We start from the raw sequence: 21,544 nt of genomic DNA on the forward strand, positions 1-21,544 counted from the left end.
ACGGATCATCGGCACGGCCTCACTCTGCCGGAGTTGCGGAAGAGACGGCCGACGCCTTGCGCGCGCCCGCAGCCACACGATACCGGCGGTCCGACAGGCTGAGCAACCCGCCAAGGGCCATGATAATCGCCCCACCCCAGATCCAGATCGCGAAGGGTTTGATATAGGTGCGCACGGCCCAGCCGCCATTCTCCTGCGGATCGCCGATCACCAGATAGATGTCGCGCAGGAAGCCACTATGGATTGCGGCCTCTGTGGTGGGCATGCCCTCGGTCGGATAGACCCGCTTTTCGGGATGCAGCACCGTGATCACCTTCCCGCCACGCCGCACAGTCATCGTGGCGGTGGTGGCAACATAGTTCGGCCCCTGATCGCGATGCACCTCATCAAGGCTGATCCGGTATCCGGCCACCTCGAAGGGCTGCCCCTCCTGTGCCACGCGGATATCCTCGACCTGACCGGCGGTCAGCAGCCCGACCCCCATGATGGTGATCGCCAGACCGGAATGCGCCACCGCCTTGCCCCAATCGGCGCGCGGCAGGCGCAACAGCCGTGCGGGCCTGCGTCCGGCACGCTGCCAGAGTTCGACAAGCGCCCCCAGAATGATCCATGCCCCGAGGAAACTGGCCACCAGTGCCATCAGCGACCGGCCCGTTTCCATTGTCCATCCCAGTCCGGCAATCGCCAGCGCGAGCACGAAGGCCGGCAGCAGCGGACGCAGCACACGGCCCATCTTCGCACGTTTCCACGGCATCATCGCCCCGACCGGCAGCACCAGCGCCAGTGCCACGAAGAACGGCGTGAAGCTTTTATCGAAGAACGGCGCCCCGACCGAAAGCTTGCGCGCCCAGAACATCTCGGCCAGCAGGGGCCAGATCGTGCCCACAAACACCACAAGCGCCGCCACGGCCAGCAGGATATTGTTCAGCACAAGCGCGTTTTCCCGCGACAGCATGGAAAACACGCCCCGCGCCTGCATGGCCCCCGCGCGGAAGGCATAGAGCGTCAGCGCCCCGCCCACGAAGACCGCCAGAATGCTCAGGATATAGATCCCGCGCTGCGGGTCATTGGCAAAGCTATGCACCGAGGTAATCACACCGGAGCGCACGATAAACGTGCCGATCAGCGAAAATCCGAAGGCCAGAATGGCCAGAAGGATCGTCCAGCTTTTCAGCGCCTCGCGTTTTTCCACAACGATCGCACTATGCAAAAGCGCCGCTGCCAGAAGCCACGGCATGAAGGAGGCGTTTTCCACAGGGTCCCAGAACCAGAAACCGCCCCAGCCCAGTTCGTAATAGGCCCACCATGATCCAAGGGCGATACCGATGGTCAGAAAGATCCATGCCGCAAGCGTCCAGGGCCGCACCCAGCGCGCCCATGCCGCATCGACGCGCCCCTCGATGAGGGCGGCCACGGCAAAGGAAAAGGCCATCGAAAGCCCGACATAGCCCAGATAGAGGAAGGGCGGGTGGAAGGCCAGACCGGGGTCTTGCAGCAGCGGGTTCATCCCGCGCCCGTTCATCGGCGGATTGGCCATGCGCAGAAACGGGTTCGAGGTGAACAGGATGAAAATCAGGAATGCCAGCCCGATCATGCCCTGCACCGACAGGACACGGGCCCGCAGACGGGGCGGGAGATTGCCACCAAACCATGCCGCCGCCGCGCCGAAGATCGACAGGATCAGCACCCAAAGCAGCATGGAGCCCTCGTGGTTGCCCCAAACTCCCGAGACCTTATAGAGCATCGGCTTGTCGGTGTGACTGTTCTCGTAGACCAGCGCGACCGAAAAATCCGATGTCACGAAAGCATAGGTCAGCGCCAGAAAGGATGTCACGACAAGCAGAAACTGCACCGTCGCCGCCGGTCCGGCGACCGCCATCCAGCCGCGCCAGTTCTTATGCGCCCCGATCAGCGGCACAAGGGACTGAATAACGGCCACAAAAAGTGCCAGTATAAGAGTAAAGTGACCTAGCTCGGCAATCATCGCGGGGGCCTCCTGTTGCGCAGGCACCTTACCGCCCGCAGGCGCGTAGGAAAAGCACCCAGCCTATCACACCATGGAATATGTTGCAGGCTTGGCCCTAGCCGATCACCGCAGGCCGCCTTGTGCCCAGCAACAGGCTGGTTTCGCTGCGGCGCACCCCTTCGAAGGCGCGGATGATCAGCAGAAGATCATCGAATTCCTGCAGATTGCGGGCGCCAATCTCCAGCAGGAGATCCCATTGCCCATTGGTCGTATGCACCGCCTGCACCAGAGGCAGGCCCAGCAGGTTCTGCACGATCTGGTCGGTCTGGCGACCGTCGATCTCCAGCAACATCACCCCGCGCACGGCAGCCTGCGGCGCATCCGAGCGGGTCTGGACGGAAAAGCCGGTAATCTCGCCCCGCGAGATCATCTTTTCGATCCGCGAGCGCACGGTGGCCCGCGACAGGTTGAGCTGGGTCGCCAGATCGGACACAGCCGCCCGCCCATCGCGACGCAGCGCGGCAATCAGACGGCGGTCCGTATCATCGAGCTGATCAGAAGAAACGCTCTCACCTGTCATGAAATCACCTCGGGAAAACCGCTCTCAGACATCCCTATCCGGCTCGGACAGGGCAACCACAGGAACAAAAACAGCACATGCTGCGGCCCCTTTTGATTAATTTACCACAGCTCTGCAAGCGGTTTCTGGCACGGCATGAAGGCCGGCCTGCCCCCCGAACCACCCCGCCCAAGAGGCCGATCGTCCGCGCGCGCCCTCGGAGGGTCCTCACGTCAATGGCCTTTACTTCACGGCGCAATGACCGCATGCATGGACGATACCGACACGGGCCGGAATGCGCCGATTTTGGCCTGCGGGCCGTGCCAGCACGCGTTCCGGTCCTTATCCGAAGGATAGCCCCATGCGTTTCATGCTCCCGATTGCCCTGATTGCTTGTCTTGCCGCCTGCAAACCCGATGCCCCACCAGCGGATATGCTGGCCGCTCTGCCTGTCGGGCAGGAATGGCAGGTCACGCAGATCGCAGGCCGTCCGGTGCCCGAGGGGGTCAAGGTCAACCTGCTCCATCCGGAAGCGGAGCAGATTGCCGGAAATTCGGGCTGCAACCGCTATAGCGCGCCTGTGGAACGGCGCGACGGCAAGCTGCATATCGGTGCGATTGTCGGCACCCGCATGATGTGCTCGGAACCGCAAATGCAGACCGAACAGGCCTTCCATGCAGCCATTGCCCGCGTCGACAGTGTTGCGGCCACACAAGACGGCATCGAACTGCGCGCCGATGGCCAACCCGTTATCATCGCGGTCAGACCTGCGGACTGATCGCCGCCGCATCCGTCACCGTCTCCATCGCCACATAGGTGGTGGTGGAGGAAACATGTGGCAAAGCCGAGATTTTCTCGCCCATCACACGGCGATAATCGGTGATATCGCGGGTCCGGACCTTCAGCAGGTAATCGAAGCCGCCAGCGATCATATGGCACTCTTCCACCTCGGGAAGGGCGCGCACCGCGCGGTTGAACGCCGCCAGCGACACCTCGCGCGTGTCCAAGAGCCGCACCTCGACAAATGCCACATGGCTCAGCCCCATACGGATCGGGCTGAGCACGGCGCGATAGCCCTTGATCACCCCCAGATCCTCAAGCCGCTTCATCCGCGCCTGCACAGGCGTCTTGGTCAGCCCGACGCGGCGCGCAAGCTCGGTAACAGACAGCCGCCCCTCTTCCGAAAGCGCCGCGAGAATCTTCTGGTCGTAATTATCGAGGTCTGGCAGATCATTTGGCATGTTTAGACCCGTATCTTTGGTTTCTTCGACCAAGAATTGTCATCGAATGGGCGAAATAAAAAGTGGTTTCGATGTAGATTAGACAAAATACCTTCCTTGAGGCCCGCCATGACCAAAATTTCATCTCCCATCGTTGATCCGGCGCTGGACTTCCAGCAGATCGACGCGCTGACGTTGCAACCCGAAGAACCGCTGCTGGACCGCCTGATCGCGCAGGCCGCGCTGGATGAGAGCACGCGGGGCAAGATTGCCGCACGCGGGGCCGCACTGGTGCGCCGTATCCGCGCCGATAGCCGTCCGGGCCTGATGGAGGTCTTTCTGGCGGAATACGGTCTGTCGACCGAGGAAGGCATTGCGCTGATGTGTCTGGCCGAGGCGCTGTTGCGCGTGCCGGATGCCGACACGATGGATGCGCTGATCGAAGACAAGATCGCACCGTCGGATTGGGGCAAGCATCTGGGCCATTCGGCCTCGCCGCTGGTCAATGCTTCCACGTGGGGCCTGATGCTGACGGGCAAGGTGCTCGATGACCGTCCGCCGGGAATGGCAGGCCATCTGCGCGGCGCGATCCGCCGTCTGGGCGAGCCGGTGATCCGCAAGGCCGTAAGCCGCGCGATGAAGGAAATGGGCCGCCAGTTCGTTCTGGGTGAAACCATCCAGTCGGCGATGGTGCGCGCCAAGAAGCAGGAAGCCAAGGGCTATTCCTACAGCTATGACATGCTGGGCGAAGCCGCCCGCACCATGAAAGACGCCAAGCGCTACGAGGAAGACTACTCGAAAGCGATCGACGCGATTGCCACCAACTGCCGCAAGGGTCACCTTTACGACAACCCCGGCATTTCGGTGAAATTCTCGGCGCTGCATCCGCGCTACGAGCTTGCCAAGGAAGAGCGCGTGATGGCCGAGCTGGTGCCGGTCGTACTGCGTCTGGCGCAAAAAGCCGCCAAAGCCGATATGAGCTTCACCGTCGATGCCGAAGAAGTCGACCGCATGACGCTGTCCTTCAAGGTGATCGAGGCCGTGCTGGCCGATCCGTCGCTGGCAGGCTGGGACGGTTTTGCCGTGGTGGTGCAGGCCTATGGCCGCCGCTGCACCCCTGCAATCGACTGGCTCTACGATCTGGCGCAGCGCTATGACCGCAAGATCATGGTCCGTCTGGTGAAAGGCGCCTATTGGGACGCCGAGGTGAAGCGCGCGCAGGTCATGGGCCTCAAGGACTTCCCCGTATTCACCCGCAAAGCCTCGACCGATGTCAGCTACATCTCCAATGCCCGCAAGCTTCTCAGCCTGCGCGACCGGATCTACCCGCAATTTGCAGGCCATAACGCGCATACCGTGTCGGCCGTGCTGGAAATGACCGAAGGCGAAGACCGTCGCAATTTTGAATTCCAGCGTCTGCATGGCATGGGCGAGCGTCTGCATGACCTCGTTCTGGGCGATCACAAGACCCGCTGCCGGATCTATGCGCCCTGTGGTGCCCACCGCGACCTGCTGGCCTATCTGGTGCGTCGCCTGCTGGAGAACGGCGCGAATTCGAGCTTCGTGAACCAGATCGTGGACGAGGATGTGACCCCCGAGGAAGTGGCCTCCTGCCCCTTCGCTCAGGTGGAAAGCACCCGCCATGTGGAAAACCCGATCCTGCGCAAACCCGATGCGCTGTTCGGCGACCGCAAGAACTCGACCGGCTTCGATCTGACCGAACGCGACGCTCTGGCGACCATTGATGCCGCCCGTGCACCGTTCAAGGCCGCCCGTTTCGAGGCCCGCCCGCTGATCGCAGGCACCGCACAGCCGTTGCCCGTTGTCGAGGCGCTCAACCCCTCGAATGGCGACGTGATCGGTCAGGTCTTCAACGCCTCCAGCGCCGATGTCGAGACCGCTCTGGCCAATGCCCAACCGTGGGCCGCGTCGGAAACCGAACGCGCCGAGGTTCTTAACCGCGCCGCAGAGCTTTACGAAGCCCATTACGGCGAAATCTTCGCAGCCCTCGCCCGCGAGGCCGGCAAGATCCAGATCGATGCCGTGGCCGAGCTGCGCGAAGCTGTCGACTTCCTGCATTACTACGCCCACAACATCCCGCAAAATGCGCAGGCGCGTGGCCTCTTCACCTGCATCAGCCCGTGGAACTTCCCGCTGGCGATCTTCACCGGTCAGGTGGCCGCAGCCCTTGCGACCGGCAATGCCGTGCTGGCCAAGCCCGCCGAGCAGACGCCGATCATCGCCACCCTCGCCGTGCAGCTTCTGCATGAGGCAGGCGTGCCGCGCGAAGCCCTGCAACTGCTGCCGGGTGATGGGGCGACCGTGGGCGCGCGCCTGACCTCGGATGCGCGGATCAATGGCGTGGCCTTCACCGGCTCGACCGAGACCGCGAAGATCATCCGTCGCGCTATGGCCGACAACATGGACCCCGGCGCGCCGCTGATCGCGGAAACCGGTGGTCTGAACGCCATGATCGTCGATTCCACCGCCCTGCCGGAACAGGCCGTGCGCGATATCCTCGTCTCGGCCTTCCAATCGGCGGGTCAGCGCTGCTCGGCCCTGCGTTGCCTGTATGTGCAGGACGACATCGCCCCCACCATTCAGGAAATGCTGTTTGGCGCGATGGACGAGCTGCTGGTGGACAACCCGTGGGATCTGACAACCGATATCGGTCCGGTCATTGATGACGAGGCTGCAGGCATCATCCGCGACCACGTGGCAACCGCCCGTGCGCAAGGCCGCGTGCTGAAAGAAATCAGCGCCCCGCAACAGGGCCATTTCTGTGCCCCCGTCGCGATCCGTGTGAACGGCATCGAGGATATGAAACGCGAGATTTTCGGCCCCGTGCTGCATATCGCGACCTTCAAATCCGAAGACCTGCACAAGGTCATCGACGCGGTCAACGCGACCGGCTACGGGCTGACCTTCGGTCTGCACACCCGTATCGACAACCGCGTGCAGGAAGTCACGGAAAGCATCCATTGCGGCAATATCTACGTTAACCGCAACCAGGTGGGCGCGGTCGTGGGCAGCCAGCCTTTCGGTGGCGAAGGGCTTTCGGGCACCGGCCCCAAAGCGGGTGGCCCCGAATATCTGTGGCGCTTCACCACTTCGGCACCCTCGGACAAGCCGCAAGAGGCGCGCTCGCTTCCGGGCCCGACCGGTGAATCGAACCGCCTGACGCTGCATGTGCGCGAACCGCTCCTGTGCATGGGCCCCAGCGCCGAAGAGGCCCGCAACCAGAAAGCGGCTGTCGAAGCACTGGGCGGCGTGGCCGAAGTGGCCACCAATATGACGCCGGATGGTCTGACCGCGAAACACGGCATTTCGGGGGCGCTCTACTGGGGCAAACCGGAAGAGGCGCGCAAATACGCGCAGGCCTTGGCCCGCCGTGAGGGACCGATCCTTGCGCTGATCACCGGCCACCCCGATGTGGGCCATGTCTGGCATGAACGCCATATCTGCATCGATACCACAGCGGCAGGCGGCAACGCCCAGCTTCTGGCCTCGGCGGGCGCGAAATAACCCGTCCGGACCCTGTTCCCCTGAATGGCCTCCCCTTGCGGGAGGCCATTTTTATTGTGGGCGCGGCATCTTCGCCTATGCTGGTTGGTGAACCGGAGGAAACGCCCATGATCATCGACCAGAATGCCCCGCAAACCGTGAGCTGTCATTGCGGTGCCGTAAAGCTGCAAATCCGTCTTGCAGACGGGCTGCGCACCGCGCGGCGCTGCGATTGCTCGTTCTGTCGCAGGCGCGGGGCGGCGGCTGTTACGGTGAAGCTGGAGGATCTGGAGATCACGCAGGGCGAAGAGAACCTGACCGTCTATCAGTTCAACACCAAGACGGCGGTGCATTACTTCTGCAAGACCTGCGGGATTTACACCCATCACCGCCGCCGCTCGGACCCGACCCAATATGGTGTGAACCTTGGTGCCATCGAGGGCGTGAACCCCCGCGACTGGGAGCCTGTCAAATGGGTCGACGGGGTCTCGCACCCCTCTGACAGATGAGCCGCTCCGAACGGCTGCTGCAGCTTCTGGACATCCTGCGCCGCCATCGCCATCCGGTGACGGGGGCCGCTTTGGCGCAGGAACTGGGGGTAAGCCTGCGCACGCTCTACCGCGATATTGCCACCTTGCAGGGGCAAGGCGCCCCGATCGAGGGCGAGGCCGGTCTGGGCTATGTGCTGCGCGAAGGCTTTCTGCTGCCGCCGCTGACCTTTCCGGTCGAAGAGCTTGAGGCGCTTGTTGTTGGCACCCGCTGGCTGGCCAGCAAGGGCGACAGCGATCTGGCGCAGGCGGCGGAAAGCGCGCTGGCGCGGCTGCGCGCGGTGGTGCCCGCTGCCCTGCGCGACGAGATGGACCTGACCACGCTGGTGGTGGGCGGCCCGCGCCCTGCCCCCGATCAGGTAGCCTCGCGCGCGCTGCGGGCGGCCATCCGCCAGCAACAGAAGCTGCGCATTACCTATCGCACGGGCGAGGGTACCCTGTCGGAGCGCGTGATCTGGCCCGTGGCGCTGGCATTTTTTGACCAAGCGCGGGTGCTTCTGGGCTGGTGCGAGCTGCGCGGCGATTTCCGCAGTTTCCGCACCGACCGAATATCGGAAGCACTCCCCACGGGCGAGACCTACCGTCCCCCGCGCAAGAAGCTGTTCGATGACTGGCGGCGCGCGCAGGGGCTGCTTGGCTGCTGACAGAAACTGACACAGGGGCACGCTAGAGAGGGGGCATCATGAAAAGGAGCACCCCATGACCCAGACCACCCTCTTTCTGTATGTTGCGGATATCGCACGGTCCTGTACCTTCTACGAAGCGGCTTTCGGGCAGGCACCGCTTGAAAGGATGGACCAGTTCGCGCTGTTCAAACTGCCCGACGGGCAAGCCCTTGGGCTTTGGCAGAAGGATCATGTGACACCGGCTGCCACGGGAGCTGCCGGGGGCTGCGAGATCGGCTTCAAGCTGGCCCAAGGCGAGGTCGACACACAATTTAACCAGTGGAAAGCGCTAGGTCCGGTCCTGATGGAGCCGACCGACCTGCCCTTTGGCCGCAGCTTCGTGATTGCCGACCCCGACGGGCACCGGCTGCGGCCCTATGCTATGGGCTGATCACTTCAGCAGACTGTCTTTCGACGCGCGGCGGTTCATCCCGCCGCGATTTGCATGACGGCTGTCATGGCCGCCCTGACACTCGACGCAAAGCTTTACTCCGGGAATGGCCTTGCGCCGCGCCTCGGGGATCGGCTCGTCACAGTCCACGCAAAATTCGGCGCTTTCGCCCGTGGGGCCACGGCGCTGGCGCATACGGGCCAGTTCATCCTGAACCGAGGCTTCGATCTGTTCGTTCACGGCCCCGTCGCGGGCCCAACCTCCTGCCATAGCGCACCTCCTGTTTCCAAGATGGGCAGCATAGGCGCACGGCACAAGCCCGTTGGTCGCCAAACGGCATTCTGGCATAGAAAAACGCCCCCGCGGGTGGCAGGGGCGTTTGGTCAATGTTGCAAAAAGGATCAGCTGCGCAGGCTGCCCTTGGTCGCCTTGGTGACCTTGTCGATGATCTTGGCAGAGACCGCCTCGATATCCTTATCGGTCAGCGTCTTGTCCCGCGGCTGCAGGCGGACACTGAGCGCGATGGACTTCTTGCCCGCACCCATCTGCTCTTCCGCTTTCGGGCCGGTGAACTGGTCGAAGACATTCACTGCCTCGATCAGCGCCTTATCCGCGCCCAAGGCGGCATTTACGGCGGTCAGCACCTCGGTCTTGGCATCGACGACAAAGGCGAAGTCACGCTCGACCGCTTGCAGGTCGGACATTTCCAGCGCCGGACGCGACGGGCCCTTGGCTTTCGGGAAGGGCACATTTTCCAGCCAGATGGTGAAGGCCACCGCCGGACCTTTCACGCCCATCTCGCGCAGGACCTTGGGATGGATCTCGCCAAAGGCACACAGCTTGTTCGGCCCCAGAGCCATCACGCCCGAGCGACCGGGGTGCCACCAGCCATCCAGCTTGCGGTTGATCTGCATCCGCGCAGGCGCACCGATCGCCGACAGAATGACCTCGGCATCGGCCTTGGCGTCATACAGGTCCACCGGACGGCGCGAGCCATAGGGGTCACGCGGGGCGATCTGGCCGACCAGAAGGCCGGTTGCCTGCAGATGCTGCTCGCCCGGTTCGCCGCCCGTGAAGGCGGGGCCAACCTCGAAAAGCGCCAGATCGCCCGCGCCGCGTGCCTGATTGCGGCTGGCGGCTTGCAGAAGACCCGGCAGCAGGTCGGGGCGCAGATGGGTCATTTCCGAAGAAATCGGGTTCTGCAGCTTGGTCGCATCCGCGCCGCCGCCGAACAGCGTGGCCGAGGCGGCATCGATGAAGCTATAGGTCACGCATTCATTATAGCCCGCGCCCGCAATGCTGCGACGCGCCATTTTCTCGCGGCGCTGCAGGGGCGTGAGGATCGCCCCCGGAACGCCTGCAGTCTCGCGCGCCATCGGCTTGCCTTCCAGCTGCGCGAGCGACGCGATACGCGCCACTTCCTCGACCAGATCGGCCTCGCCCAGAATATCGGGACGCCAGCTGGGCGGGGTCGCCATATCGCCGTCCAGCGTGAAGCCAAGCGCCTCAAGCGTTGCGCGTTGGGTCGCCTCCGCGATCTCCATACCCACAAGGCTGATCACGCGGGCGGGGTCGAGCTTATAGGCGCGATCCACCTGCGGCATGGCACCATCGGACACCACATGAGACGCCTCGCCGCCGCAAAGGTCCAGCACCATCTGCGTCGCCAGTTCCAGCCCGTCCAGCGTGAAGGCCGGATCAACGCCACGTTCAAACCGGTAGCGCGCATCCGAATTGATCTTCAGCGCACGGCCCGTGGCCGCCACGGTGATCGGGTCCCAATAGGCGGATTCAAGGAAGACATCGACGGTGTCAGCCTCGGCACCCGAGGCAGAGCCGCCCATGATACCGGCAAGGCTTTCGACGCCATTGTCATCCACGATCACCATCTGGCCTTCGCGCAGGGTGTAGGTTTTCTCGTCGAGCGCGGCGAAGCTTTCGCCGCCTTTGGCGGGCTCGATACGCAGACCACCGGCCACCTTGGCCGCATCAAACACATGCAGCGGGCGGTTCAGGTCGAAGGTGAAGTAATTGGTGATATCCACCAGCGCCGAGATCGGACGCAGGCCAATCGCCTCAAGACGCTTTTTCAGCCACTCGGGGCTTTCGCCGTTTTTCACACCACGGATCACGCGGCCCGCGAAATAGGGGCACCCCTTGGCTTTCAGACCCGCGTCGATGGACACAGACACGGGGCTGTCGAAGCTGCCCGCAACCGGCGTGACCGCCAGCGGCTTCAGCTTGCCCAGACCCCGCGCCGCCAGATCGCGCGCGATACCACGCACGCCCAGAGCATCGGGGCGGTTCGGGGTGATCGCGATATCGATGACCGGATCAACAGCGGCAGGGTTATTCTCGGCCAGCCAATCGACAAACTTCTGGCCAACCTCGCCCGAGGGCAGTTCGATGATGCCGTTATGCTCATCCGACAGCTCCAGCTCGCGCTCGGAGGCCATCATGCCGAAGCTTTCCACACCGCGGATCTTGCCGACCGACAGGGTCACATCAAGGCCGGGCACATAATCGCCGGGCTTGGCCAGAACAACGGTGATGCCTTCGCGGGCATTGGGCGCGCCACAGACGATCTGCGTCTCGCCCTCATCGGTGGCCACACGGCAGACGCGCAGACGGTCGGCGTCGGGGTGGCTCTCGGCATGGACCACTTTGGCGATGGTAAAGCTGGCCAGCTTGGAGGCGGGGTCAATGACCTCTTCGACCTCAAGTCCCAGATCGGTCAGCGCATAGAGGATCTCGTCAAGGCTTGCCTCGGTGTCCAGATGCTCTTTCAGCCAGCTCAGCGTGAATTTCATGGGTCAACCCTTCGTCTATTCCCCCTACGGGATGCGGGCCTGTCCTAGCGGATAAGGGACCGGATGGGAAGGTCACTCCTGCCGCTTCGCGACATCCTTTGCATCCCCCATCTGCAAAAGCCGGATTTCCCGCACCAGACGGATCGTCGGCTTGGCTGCAAAGAGGATCGAGCCGATCAGGAACAGCCATGTGCCGGGGATCATCCATGCGTCGAAGAAGAACATGATCGACCCCGCCACAAAGCAAACGGCCGCCCCGAAATCGACCAATGTATAGGCGAGTTCATAGGCGGCATAAAGCTTGCGCTTTTCGTCGGAATCACCACGTTGGTCGCGGTGAAACAAGGGTTTTCCTGAAATCCGCATAAGCCTCTTTCAGTGTGCGTGCTCTTCTGCCCCGCTGGTGGCGGCCCGGACGACCGACCGGAAGATCACGCTGACCAGAACGACCACCAGCTCGACAAAAATGAGGCTGAGCATGTCGAAATTCCAGCCGAAAGACCCCATCATGACGCCAAAGACCACATGCATCGCGGCCACGACAAACATCACGACATCGTATTTCATGCCCAGATCGTAATTACGCTCGTTCATCGTCTGGCGCGTGTCCGCCCATGCAATAACCAGCGTGATGCAGATCCCCGTGGCAAAGGCCATATAGCTTGCCAGAGGCATAACGCGGTCCACCCCGATGGCCAGCAGGAAGATAAACAGGATTGCACCGCCAAGGCTTGCCACACCAATGCGGGTGATCCCCGCCTCGTAATCCTCGTCCCGCGCGCGCGTCGTCCCCTTGCCCCAGACATATAGCTGACCCACAAGGCTGACCGCGCAGCCCAGTACCATCAGAAAAATCAACCCACCCCAGCTCATGAGATCCCTCCGGTTCCTACGATTTATCTCTGCCAGCATTCTTACCCGCCCCGCGCCAAACGGCCACCCACTTGGCGGGAAGTTGATGAGCAAGATCTTAATGTCGCAGCGAAAGATCAGCGGCCCGCCGCCAGATGCCCATTTTTTCAGCACACCATTCCAGCCTTCCTCTGCCGCCAAATGCAAAACGCCGCCCCTCGGGGGCGGCGTCTTTGAGGTCTGCATCTTGGCAGGCAGGCTTAGCGGCTCAGGCCGCCCAGCACGGTCGGCACATCCTGCGGCGCGAAACCGTAATGCTTGAGCCAGCGCAGATCGCTGTCGAAGAAGGCGCGCAGATCGGGGATGCCATATTTGAGCATCGCCAGACGGTCGATCCCGATACCGAAGGCAAAGCCTTGATATTGCGTCGAATCCACACCAGCCGCCTCAAGCACCTTCGGGTGGACCATGCCCGACCCCAAAATCTCCATCCAGCTATTGCCTTCGCCGATCTTGAGTTGTTTGCCCTCCCAAGAGCAACGGATATCCACTTCTGCCGAAGGCTCGGTGAAGGGGAAATGCGAGGCGCGGAAGCGCAGCTCGACATTATCGACCTCGAAGAAGGCCTTGCAGAACTCTTCCAGCACCCATTTCAGGTTCGCCATCGAGATGTCCTTCCCGATCGCAAGCCCCTCGATCTGGTGGAACATCGGCGCGTGGGTCTGGTCCATATCCATGCGATACACACGGCCCGGCGCGATGACACGGATCGGCGCGCCCTGCTCCTGCATCGCGCGGATCTGCACGGGGCTGGTATGGGTGCGCAGCACATGCGGCGGACGGTCATCGCCCTCGGCACGATGCATGAAGAAGGTATCATGCTCCTGGCGGGCGGGGTGCTCGGGCGCGATATTCAGCGCGTCGAAATTATGCCAGTCGTCTTCCACCTGCGGCCCTTCGGCCACCGAGAAGCCCATATCGGCGAAGATCGCGGTCACCTCGTCCATCACCTGAGACACTGGGTGGATGGTGCCCTGACGACGCGGACGCCCCGGAAGGGTCACATCCAGCCATTCATCCTGCAGACGTGCCTCGAGAGCGGCATCGGCCAGCGCCTGTTTCTTCTCGCGCAAGGCGGTGTCGATCTCGGTCTTCAGCTCGTTGAGCGCCTTACCGAAGGTCTGCTTTTCTTCCGGGCTCATCTTGCCCAGCTCGCGCATCATCAGGCTGATTTCGCCTTTTTTGCCAAGCCCTGCCAGACGCAGCTCTTCCAGAGCCGCCTCATCCGCGGCATACGCCACGCCGGAAAGATATTTCGTGCGAAGCTGGTCGAGATCGCTCATCTGACTCTTACCCTCTGTAATGTTGGGGCCGTTGCTAGCCTTGTCGGAGGCGAAATTCAAGCCAGAGCCGACTGGCTTTATAGAGTACATTCCCTATTCTGAAGCTATTGCTTTAGGACCCGACCATGTTTCAACTGCCCTTAACCCGCTTCCAAGCTATAACTGCTCACCAGTTTTTTGTAGAATCGGCCGACAACAACTATTTCCTCGCGCGACTTACGAGAACAATTTCGATGCCGGAAGAGTTCTGGTGGCAATCCCTGCAAGCTGTCGAGAAGTATCTCAAGGCGGGGCTGGTCCTGAATGGAATAAGCGTGAAAAGACTAGGACATGATCTTCCTATTCTCTTGAAAGAACACCAACGCGCATTTGGCGAACTTGCACTTACAGAGCTCTCCCGCCCTGCCAACATCCGTGACGATCTTTGGCGAGGGGTACAGTTGGATGAGGTGATCGACAGAATAAATGTAATGGGAAATCCCGATACGCGATACGGGCTTACAGGATATTCTAACGAAACATACGATTTATTCGCTCTAGATCAGCTTGTGTTCGAACTACGCAGACGAACAATCGGCCTACAATGGATAATCGGAGCTGACTGGGAAGAACCAGAGTTCGTGGACTTTTATGGGCGAACCTACGGAAACCTTCTTAGAGAACGGCCCGACCGACAAATTCGCAAATTCAAAATGATCCAACCATTCGGCGTTGAGCGATTAGGTGAGGAAATTGGCGATATATTTTACCGTTGGAATTTAAGCTTTCTACGCAACGAACAGGATCTCACCACACCAGCGCCAGTATCGGTCGCGCCTCAAATGGGCGGTTTTCGTAATTCTTACCTGACACTTTTGATGGAAGAGTTACACGACGAGAGAATATCACAGACCGATCCGAAGATCCTCTGGCTGAAAGACAATATGAAACTGCCAAAAACTGTGCTGGATATTTTCAACGGTCCTGCCTGAGCAAAAGCAAAAACCCGCACCTTGCGGCGCGGGTTTTCAAAAACTCATCGGTGCGGCAGCGATCAGGCTGCGGCTTTGGCCTGTGCAACGATTGCAGCGAAGGCTTCCGGCTCGTGAACTGCCAGATCGGCGAGAACCTTACGGTCCACTTCGATACCGGCAACGGCGAGCAGGTTGATGAATTTCGAGTAGGTCATTTCGGCGTCGACTGCGCGGACACCTGCGTTGATACGCTGGATCCAGAGCGAGCGGAAATTACGCTTGCGCGCCTTACGGTCGCGGGTTGCGTACTGGTTTGCCTTGTCGACGGCCTGAGTGGCGGTGCGGAAGTTACGCGAGCGCGAGCTGTAGTAACCTTTTGCGGCCTTCAGGACCTTCTTGTGACGGGCGTGGGTGACCTTACCGGATTTAACGCGTGCCATAGTTCAAGTCTCCCAGTCTTAGCGGTTGTACGGCATGTATTTTTTGACGATTTTCTCGTCGGAGTCGCACAGGACCATGGTGCCAGCGGTGTTACGAATGAACTTCGTGGTCCGCTTGATCATGCCGTGGCGCTTACCTGCGTGACCAACTTTGACATGGCCGTTCGCGGTGAACTTGAACCGCTTTTTGGCAGCGGATTTCGTCTTCATCTTGGGCATTTCCGTCTCCTTAACGTAAGAGGGGTTTACGCGCGACTCGGCATGCCTCTTGGGCCGGCCGCGCGGCCGTCTAGAACGCGCCTTCTAGAAAGCTTTGCCCCGTTTTGCAAGCCTTATTCTGGCCTGACAGCCGCCCCATCGGGCCGGTATGGCCAGATCTCGCGATATCAGGGCAGAAACCGTGCCATCACCCGCGCCACGGCCTGCGGAATGTCACTATAGCTATAGCCGGTCGGGCTGAGAGTCACCGCAAGGATGACAAGACAGGCCCCCAGCACAATCGTGACGGCGGCCATGCGGGGCGGGCGCATTTCGGAATAGGCGGAAACACCGGCGGGAATCGCGAAAACGATCAGCAAAAGACCGAAAGTCAGACAATAATCCGCCGTCATACCCTGCCTTTCCGAGCTGTCTCCCAAATGACAGCCGCCCCGAACGCGGGTCCGGGGCGGCAGCTTGGCTTGAAACGGTTATTCCGGCTCGGTGCGGAAGATCTGGCGCTCGTCGCAAGGCGCGACGCGCAGGATGTTGGTCGTGCCTTCCACATTGAACGGCACACCGGCCACCACCACGATCTGGTCTTTCTCATCGGCCAGACCGAAATCGCGGGTCGCACGGACCGCATTGACCACAGCCATCTTGAAGCGCCCCACCTCTTCGGATTTGATCGCCTGCACGCCCCAGGTCAGGCAGATCTTGCGCAGGGTCTTGGTGACCGGCGACAGCGCGACAATCGGCACCTGCGGACGTTCACGCGCCACAAGACGCACCGAAGTCCCCGTCTGGGTATAGCAGCTGATCGCGGCGATATCGGTGGTCTCCGCAATCTCGCGGGCCGCGGCCACGATGCCATCCGCCACAGTCTGGCGGCGGGCTGCTGTGAAGGTCCGGCTGGAGTTTATAACCTCGCGGTAGGTCGAATCGCCTTCGACCTGCTCGGCGACATTATTCATCGTTTTAACCGCTTCGATCGGATAGCGGCCTGCGGCCGATTCCGCCGAAAGCATCACCGCATCCGCACCCTCATAGATGGCCGTCGCCACATCCGAGACTTCGGCGCGGGTCGGCATCGGGCTTTCAATCATCGATTCCAGCATCTGGGTTGCGACGATCACCGGCTTGGCCGCCGCACGCGCCTTGCGCACCAGCTTCTTCTGGATCGGCGGGACGTTCTGCACCGGAAGCTCGACGCCAAGGTCACCACGCGCAACCATGATCCCGTCGGACACCTCGAGGATCTCGTCATAGGCCTTCACGGCGGCGGGCTTCTCGATTTTCGACAGCACCAGCGCACGCCCCTGCGCCAGAGCTTTCGCCTCAAGCACGTCATCGGCGCGCTGCACGAAGCTCAGCGCCAGCCAGTCCGCGCCCAGCGAGCAGGCGAATTCCAGATCTTTCTTGTCCTTCTCGGACAGCGCGGGGATCGGCAGAACCACATCCGGCACGTTCACGCCCTTACGGTTCGAGATGGTGCCCCCCACCGTCACGGTGCAATTCGCGAAATCCGCACCGCAATCCTCGACCTTCAGGCGGATCTTGCCGTCATTGACCAGAAGCGTGGTGCCCGCTTCCAGAGCGGCAAAAATTTCGGGATGCGGCAGGCAGACACGATGCTGGTCGCCGTCTTTGTCCTCCAGATCCAGACGGAAGGCATCCCCCTCTTCCAGATCTGCCGCACCGGCAGCGAAGGTTCCGACCCGCAATTTCGGGCCCTGAAGATCTGCCAGAACAGCAATCGGGCGCCCCAAATCTTCTTCGACCTTACGAATGATCTCGTAGCGGGCACGCTGTTCGTCATGCGTGCCGTGGCTCATGTTCAGACGGAACACATCGGCTCCGGCCTCGAACAGACCGCGGATCGTTTCATAGTCGGAAGATGCAGGGCCCAGAGTGGCGACGATCTTTACTTTGCGAAGGCGTCTCATGCGACCTCGTTGGTTAGGAATTACGATTTAGTCGTGGGCCGCCCCAAGGTATTGCGCGATTTTGTCGCAAGTGCAACTGGCACTTCGGGGCAGGCTCGCTTATTCACTTTGATGCAGCACCAAAACTAAGAATGCGTGACAATAGGTGATCTTCCATGACCGAAACCGCTTTTCACATTCAGGGCGCAGAGCGGAGCGCATGCTGGCTGGTCACCTGTGATCACGCGACAAACCATGTGCCGGACTGGATCAACGGCGGTGATCTGGGGCTGCCGCCTGCCGATATGGCGCGCCATATCGCTTATGATCCGGGCGCGTTGGGCGTCTCCGAGGCTTTGGCACGCCTGCTGGACGCCCCGTTGATCAGCACAAATTTCTCGCGGCTGGTGATCGACCCGAACCGTGGCGAGACGGACCCGACGCTGCTGATGAAGCTCTATGACGGCACGATCATTCCCGCCAACCGCCATGCCGATGCCGCCGAGAAACTGCGCCGTCTGGAGCGTCTGCATCGTCCCTATCACAAGGCACTGGAAACCTTGGCCGCACGGCGCGAGAACAGCGTGATCTGCGCCATCCATTCCTTCACGCCCCAGCTACGCGGGCGACCGCCGCGGCCTTGGCAGGTCGGCATCCTGTCGGATCCCCGGGACCGCAGACTGGCCGAACCGCTGATCGAGGCGCTCAGGGCGCGACATATTCCGACCGGAGATAACGAACCCTATAAGGGCCATCTTGCCGGAGATTCCATCGACCGCCACGCGCTGCAAACGGGACGCCTGAACATCCTGATCGAACTGCGTCAGGATCTGATCCAGACCAGAGCCCAGCAAGAGGAATGGGCCGCGACTTTGGCACCCCTTCTGCAACAGTCTCTGGATTGTTGCCAGAACCAGCGATAATATCGCGGTATTCAAGGTTAATAGTTTTCAACCTCACGCATTATCACGCGCGCGTGTGAATTAAGATTGACTTAACCATCCAATCACATATCCAGCAGATATTCTTATATTCTGCTGGGGCCGGACATGGGCGCTTTTTTACTTCTTTCCCTTCTTCCTTTGGCTTTCGCTTTCGGCATCCACGACATGTCCGATCACGATGATGATAGCGACGATCCCTCTGACGAGATGACCGCCGATACCGATACCGATACCGGCACGCAGACCGACGATGCGGAAGACGACAGCTCTGACGACGCCACGCAAAGCGATAGCACCACCGAGCCGGACAGCACCGAGGATAGCGCCTCCGAAGCCACCGACACGACCGAGGAAACCGGAGAGGACGAAACGGCGCAGGACAGCTCGGAAAGCGGCACCGATGACAGCACCTCTGGCGAAAACGACTCGCAAAGTGACACGCAAAGCTCTCCGATACGGCAGGTCGCGGCCTCGGGTCAGGTCACCTATGGTTCAGCCGGACGGGACTGGATCCACGGCACCGAGGGCAGCGACACGATCATCGGTGGGGATGGCGATGATACGATCATGCTCAAGGGCGGCGACGACATGGGCAGCGTCCCCGCCGACCTGAGCGATCTGACGACGCTTTCCTCAATAGATGACCTGATCAGCTCGCTTGAGGATCAGGGCTTCTTTGGCGGGATCGGCGGTGCGGGCGATGACTATATCGATGGCGGCGCGGGCAATGATGCGCTGCTTGGCGGCCCGGGCAATGACACGCTGCGCGGCAATACCGGCGATGATGTGCTGATCGACCATCAGGGCTCGGATTCGCTGCATGGCGGCTATGGCGATGACGGGCTGATCGCGCTGGATACGATCGCGGGCAATTCCGATACCCTCAATGGCGGCGCGGGCAGCGACCTGCTGATCGGCGATGATGGCGATGTCATGTGGGGCGGCGATGGTCAGGATGCCTTCATCGTCAATGCAACCAATGCTGGCTCGCCCTATGGCGATCCGGTGACCATCAAGGATTTCGGCGAGGGCACGACCGAGGATGACCCCGAAGTGCTGGTGCTGAGCACCATGCAGGGGCCGCCCTCGACCTTCACCATCTCGGCCGATGATGCGGGTACCACGGTGCGCATCAACGGAAATAGCGTGGCCTATCTGGAAGGCGTCACCGAGGATATGGAAACGCTGGCGCAACAGGTCGTGCTGGTGGATGACCTCACCCAGCAAGCCTATCTGCCCACCGTCCTGAATGCCTGATCGAGAACCGATCCTGCGGATGACAAAAACCCCGACCGCGCGGTCGGGGTTTTCTTTTGCCGTTTCGGGGGCCGCGCTTACAGCGCCGTTTTGGCGCTTTCGGCCAGATAGATCTCGCGCAGGCGGGTCGCCACGGGGCCGGGCTTGCCGCTTGCAACCGGTTTGCCATCCACTTCGATGACCGGCGTCACAAAGGCCGAAGCCGAGGTGAAGAAGGCCTCATCGGCGGCCTGCGCCTCTTCGATGGTGAAGGAACGCTCTTCGATCTGCATCTGCGCCTCGGCGGCATATTTCAGCAGCGCCGCGCGGGTGATCCCGTGCAGGATGTCATTCGACAGCGCGCGGGTGATGATCTTCCCGTCCTTCACGATATAGACGTTATTCGACGAGCCTTCGGTCACGAAACCATCCTCGACAAACCATGCATCATCCACATGCGCTTTCTTGGCCGCCATTTTGGCCAGCGACGGGTAGAGAAGCTGCACGGTCTTGATATCGCGGCGGTGCCAGCGCAGATCGGGGATCGAGATAACCTTGATGCCTTTCTTGGCTTTGGGGTCATCCAGCAGGCCGTTCTTGGCTTGGGTATAAAGCACCACGGTCGGCTTCACATCGGCGGGCGGGAAGGCGAAATCACGGTCGCCGGCATTCCCGCGCGAGATCTGCAGGTAGATGCCGCCATCGATGAAATCGGGGTTGCGCTTGATCAGCTCGCGGTGGATCTCCAGAAGCTCGTCGCGGGTCAGCGGGTTCTGCATCTCCAGCTCGTTCAGCGAGCGGGCGAGGCGCTTCACATGGCCCTCGAAGTCCCACAGCTTGCCGCCGATCACGGCCGTCACTTCATAAACTGCATCGCCCATAACGAAGCCGCGGTCGAAAATCGACACTTTGGCCTCTTCTTCGGGGATATAGTCACCGTTGAGATAAACGATACGGCTCATCGGCCTTACTCCTTCTTCCCTCAACCCCAAAGCACTGCTTCGGGCGGATAAACTTTGCCATCTTCGTAATAGAGCGGCTGCTCACGGTCTTCTGCCAGAAGCAGCGGGGCGTCAAGATCGACAATAGCGGCACCTTGCGCCACCAAGGTCGCGGGCGCCATCCCCAAAGACGACCCCAGCATACAGCCGACCATCACCTTATAGCCTTCCGACAGCGCCACATCGCGCAGGCTGAGCGCCTCGGTCAGGCCGCCGGTCTTGTCGAGCTTGATGTTGATCATGTCGTATTTGCCCTTCAGATGCGCCATCGAAGCGCGGTCATGACAGGCTTCATCGGCACAGATCGGCACCAGACGTTCGACCCCCATCAGGCCCTCATCGGCGGCGGCAGGCAGCGGCTGTTCGACCATCGCGATATTCAGGCGCAGGAGGTGCTTCTGGATATCGAGGAAGGTCTCCATCTCCCAGCCCTCATTGGCATCAAGGATGATCTTGGCCTTGGGGGCCCCTTCGCGCACGGCCTCAAGCCGCGGGATATCATCGGGCGTGCCCAGCTTGATCTTCAGCACGGGGCGATGGGCGTTCTTGGCGGCTTTCTCGCGCATTTTCTCGACCGTATCGAGCGAGAGCGTATAGGCGGTCACTTCCGGCTTGGGTGCGGAAAGCCCCGCCATCTCCCAGACGCGCTTGCCCGCTTTCTTGGCCTCGAGATCCCACAAGGCGCAATCCACCGCATTACGGGCCGCACCGGCGGGCAGCGCCTCTTGCAGCTCCATACGGGTGATGCCCTCGGGCAGCGAATTGATCTGCGCCGTTACACTTTCCAGCGTCTCGGCATAGCGTTTATAGGGCAGGCACTCGCCCCAGCCGGTCACACCGTCGCGGGTGATCCGAACGGTCAGCACATCGGATTGGGTCCGCGAACCGCGCGAGATGGTGAAAGCCTCGGCGAGTTTGAAACTGTCGGGGGTAACTTTGATCATGATCTCTTCCTCACTCTGGCAGGGCCTGTCGCAGGCCATTTGACC

Annotated in this window: 22 protein-coding genes; 8 read left to right on the forward strand and 14 right to left on the reverse strand. The window is 61.3% G+C overall.

Going from position 1 to position 21,544, the window contains the following annotated elements; all coding sequences use genetic code 11:
• Positions 1–19: 19 nt before the first annotated feature.
• Together AC2ISB_RS12065 and AC2ISB_RS12070 are read right to left on the reverse strand one after the other, a co-directional pair.
• Positions 20–1,984: a heme lyase CcmF/NrfE family subunit gene (locus AC2ISB_RS12065; protein ID WP_406721422.1), complete on the reverse strand. Its 1,965-nt coding sequence runs from the start codon at positions 1,982–1,984 to the stop codon at positions 20–22.
• A gap of 97 nt (positions 1,985–2,081) precedes the next feature.
• Positions 2,082–2,546 carry an Lrp/AsnC family transcriptional regulator gene (locus AC2ISB_RS12070; RefSeq protein WP_339108446.1) on the reverse strand — a complete coding sequence of 155 codons (465 nt, stop codon included), beginning with the start codon at positions 2,544–2,546 and terminating at the stop codon, positions 2,082–2,084.
• A 340-nt stretch (positions 2,547–2,886) separates the two neighbouring features.
• On the opposite strand from AC2ISB_RS12070, the gene AC2ISB_RS12075 reads away from it, so the two are divergent.
• The gene (locus AC2ISB_RS12075; RefSeq protein WP_406721423.1) at positions 2,887–3,303 is read left to right on the forward strand and encodes an META domain-containing protein; all 417 of its coding nucleotides are present in this window, start codon (positions 2,887–2,889) and stop codon (positions 3,301–3,303) included.
• Here the strand turns inward: AC2ISB_RS12075 and AC2ISB_RS12080 are convergent.
• Positions 3,287–3,766 (reverse strand): Lrp/AsnC family transcriptional regulator, encoded by a 480-nt coding sequence (locus AC2ISB_RS12080; protein ID WP_339108448.1) that lies wholly within the window; start codon positions 3,764–3,766, stop codon positions 3,287–3,289. The genes AC2ISB_RS12075 and AC2ISB_RS12080 overlap by 17 nt on opposite strands.
• Positions 3,767–3,874: 108 nt before the next feature.
• On the opposite strand from AC2ISB_RS12080, the gene putA reads away from it, so the two are divergent.
• From putA to AC2ISB_RS12100, 4 genes are all read left to right on the forward strand, one after another.
• On the forward strand, positions 3,875–7,270 hold the full coding sequence (putA, locus tag AC2ISB_RS12085; RefSeq protein WP_486575191.1) for a bifunctional proline dehydrogenase/L-glutamate gamma-semialdehyde dehydrogenase PutA: 3,396 nt from the start codon (positions 3,875–3,877) through the stop codon (positions 7,268–7,270).
• Positions 7,271–7,377: 107 nt separating this feature from the next.
• A complete protein-coding gene (locus tag AC2ISB_RS12090; RefSeq protein ID WP_339108450.1) occupies positions 7,378–7,758 on the forward strand; it encodes a GFA family protein in 381 nt (126 codons plus the stop codon).
• Complete coding sequence (locus tag AC2ISB_RS12095; protein WP_339108451.1) at positions 7,755–8,441, forward strand: helix-turn-helix transcriptional regulator; 687 nt, start codon at positions 7,755–7,757, stop codon at positions 8,439–8,441. Before AC2ISB_RS12090 ends, AC2ISB_RS12095 begins: the two co-directional genes overlap by 4 nt.
• Positions 8,442–8,496: 55 nt before the next feature.
• Positions 8,497–8,853, forward strand: a complete 357-nt coding sequence (locus AC2ISB_RS12100; protein ID WP_486575194.1) for a VOC family protein — start codon at positions 8,497–8,499, stop codon at positions 8,851–8,853.
• Here AC2ISB_RS12100 and AC2ISB_RS12105 read toward each other — a convergent pair whose 3' ends face one another.
• The 5 genes from AC2ISB_RS12105 to pheS form a co-directional block, all read right to left on the reverse strand.
• Entirely contained in the window at positions 8,854–9,123 is a 270-nt protein-coding gene (locus AC2ISB_RS12105; protein WP_406721426.1) for a DksA/TraR family C4-type zinc finger protein, read from the reverse strand.
• 131 nt (positions 9,124–9,254) lie between these two features.
• On the reverse strand, positions 9,255–11,663 hold the full coding sequence (gene pheT, locus AC2ISB_RS12110; RefSeq protein ID WP_486575196.1) for a phenylalanine--tRNA ligase subunit beta: 2,409 nt from the start codon (positions 11,661–11,663) through the stop codon (positions 9,255–9,257).
• A gap of 72 nt (positions 11,664–11,735) precedes the next feature.
• On the reverse strand, positions 11,736–12,029 hold the full coding sequence (locus AC2ISB_RS12115; RefSeq protein ID WP_486575198.1) for a YrhK family protein: 294 nt from the start codon (positions 12,027–12,029) through the stop codon (positions 11,736–11,738).
• 9 nt (positions 12,030–12,038) lie between these two features.
• The gene (locus AC2ISB_RS12120) at positions 12,039–12,536 is read right to left on the reverse strand and encodes a hypothetical protein (RefSeq protein ID WP_486575200.1); all 498 of its coding nucleotides are present in this window, start codon (positions 12,534–12,536) and stop codon (positions 12,039–12,041) included.
• Positions 12,537–12,775: 239 nt separating this feature from the next.
• Positions 12,776–13,858, reverse strand: a complete 1,083-nt coding sequence (gene pheS / locus AC2ISB_RS12125) for a phenylalanine--tRNA ligase subunit alpha (protein WP_486575202.1) — start codon at positions 13,856–13,858, stop codon at positions 12,776–12,778.
• 125 nt (positions 13,859–13,983) lie between these two features.
• On the opposite strand from pheS, the gene AC2ISB_RS12130 reads away from it, so the two are divergent.
• Entirely contained in the window at positions 13,984–14,829 is an 846-nt protein-coding gene (locus tag AC2ISB_RS12130; RefSeq protein ID WP_486575204.1) for a HEPN domain-containing protein, read from the forward strand.
• A 62-nt stretch (positions 14,830–14,891) separates the two neighbouring features.
• On the opposite strand, the gene rplT is transcribed toward AC2ISB_RS12130, so the two are convergent.
• From rplT to pyk, 4 genes are all read right to left on the reverse strand, one after another.
• A complete protein-coding gene (rplT, locus tag AC2ISB_RS12135) occupies positions 14,892–15,251 on the reverse strand; it encodes a 50S ribosomal protein L20 (protein ID WP_339108459.1) in 360 nt (119 codons plus the stop codon).
• Positions 15,252–15,269: 18 nt separating this feature from the next.
• The gene (rpmI, locus tag AC2ISB_RS12140; RefSeq protein ID WP_339108460.1) at positions 15,270–15,470 is read right to left on the reverse strand and encodes a 50S ribosomal protein L35; all 201 of its coding nucleotides are present in this window, start codon (positions 15,468–15,470) and stop codon (positions 15,270–15,272) included.
• A gap of 167 nt (positions 15,471–15,637) precedes the next feature.
• Complete coding sequence (locus AC2ISB_RS12145; RefSeq protein WP_339108461.1) at positions 15,638–15,862, reverse strand: hypothetical protein; 225 nt, start codon at positions 15,860–15,862, stop codon at positions 15,638–15,640.
• Between the two features lie 78 nt (positions 15,863–15,940).
• A complete protein-coding gene (pyk, locus tag AC2ISB_RS12150; protein ID WP_406735917.1) occupies positions 15,941–17,395 on the reverse strand; it encodes a pyruvate kinase in 1,455 nt (484 codons plus the stop codon).
• A gap of 155 nt (positions 17,396–17,550) precedes the next feature.
• Between pyk and AC2ISB_RS12155 the strand changes: the two genes are divergently transcribed.
• Together AC2ISB_RS12155 and AC2ISB_RS12160 are read left to right on the forward strand one after the other, a co-directional pair.
• Complete coding sequence (locus AC2ISB_RS12155) at positions 17,551–18,297, forward strand: N-formylglutamate amidohydrolase (RefSeq protein WP_339108463.1); 747 nt, start codon at positions 17,551–17,553, stop codon at positions 18,295–18,297.
• 186 nt (positions 18,298–18,483) lie between these two features.
• On the forward strand, positions 18,484–19,575 hold the full coding sequence (locus AC2ISB_RS12160; protein WP_486575208.1) for a calcium-binding protein: 1,092 nt from the start codon (positions 18,484–18,486) through the stop codon (positions 19,573–19,575).
• A gap of 77 nt (positions 19,576–19,652) precedes the next feature.
• Here the strand turns inward: AC2ISB_RS12160 and AC2ISB_RS12165 are convergent, their stop codons facing one another.
• Both AC2ISB_RS12165 and dgcA read right to left on the reverse strand, forming a co-directional pair.
• A complete protein-coding gene (locus AC2ISB_RS12165; protein WP_406721431.1) occupies positions 19,653–20,516 on the reverse strand; it encodes a D-amino-acid transaminase in 864 nt (287 codons plus the stop codon).
• A gap of 20 nt (positions 20,517–20,536) precedes the next feature.
• Positions 20,537–21,499, reverse strand: a complete 963-nt coding sequence (gene dgcA, locus AC2ISB_RS12170) for an N-acetyl-D-Glu racemase DgcA (protein ID WP_339108466.1) — start codon at positions 21,497–21,499, stop codon at positions 20,537–20,539.
• Positions 21,500–21,544: the final 45 nt, after the last annotated feature.

It is taken from the genome of Thioclava sp. NS-SX20 (assembly GCF_057380695.1).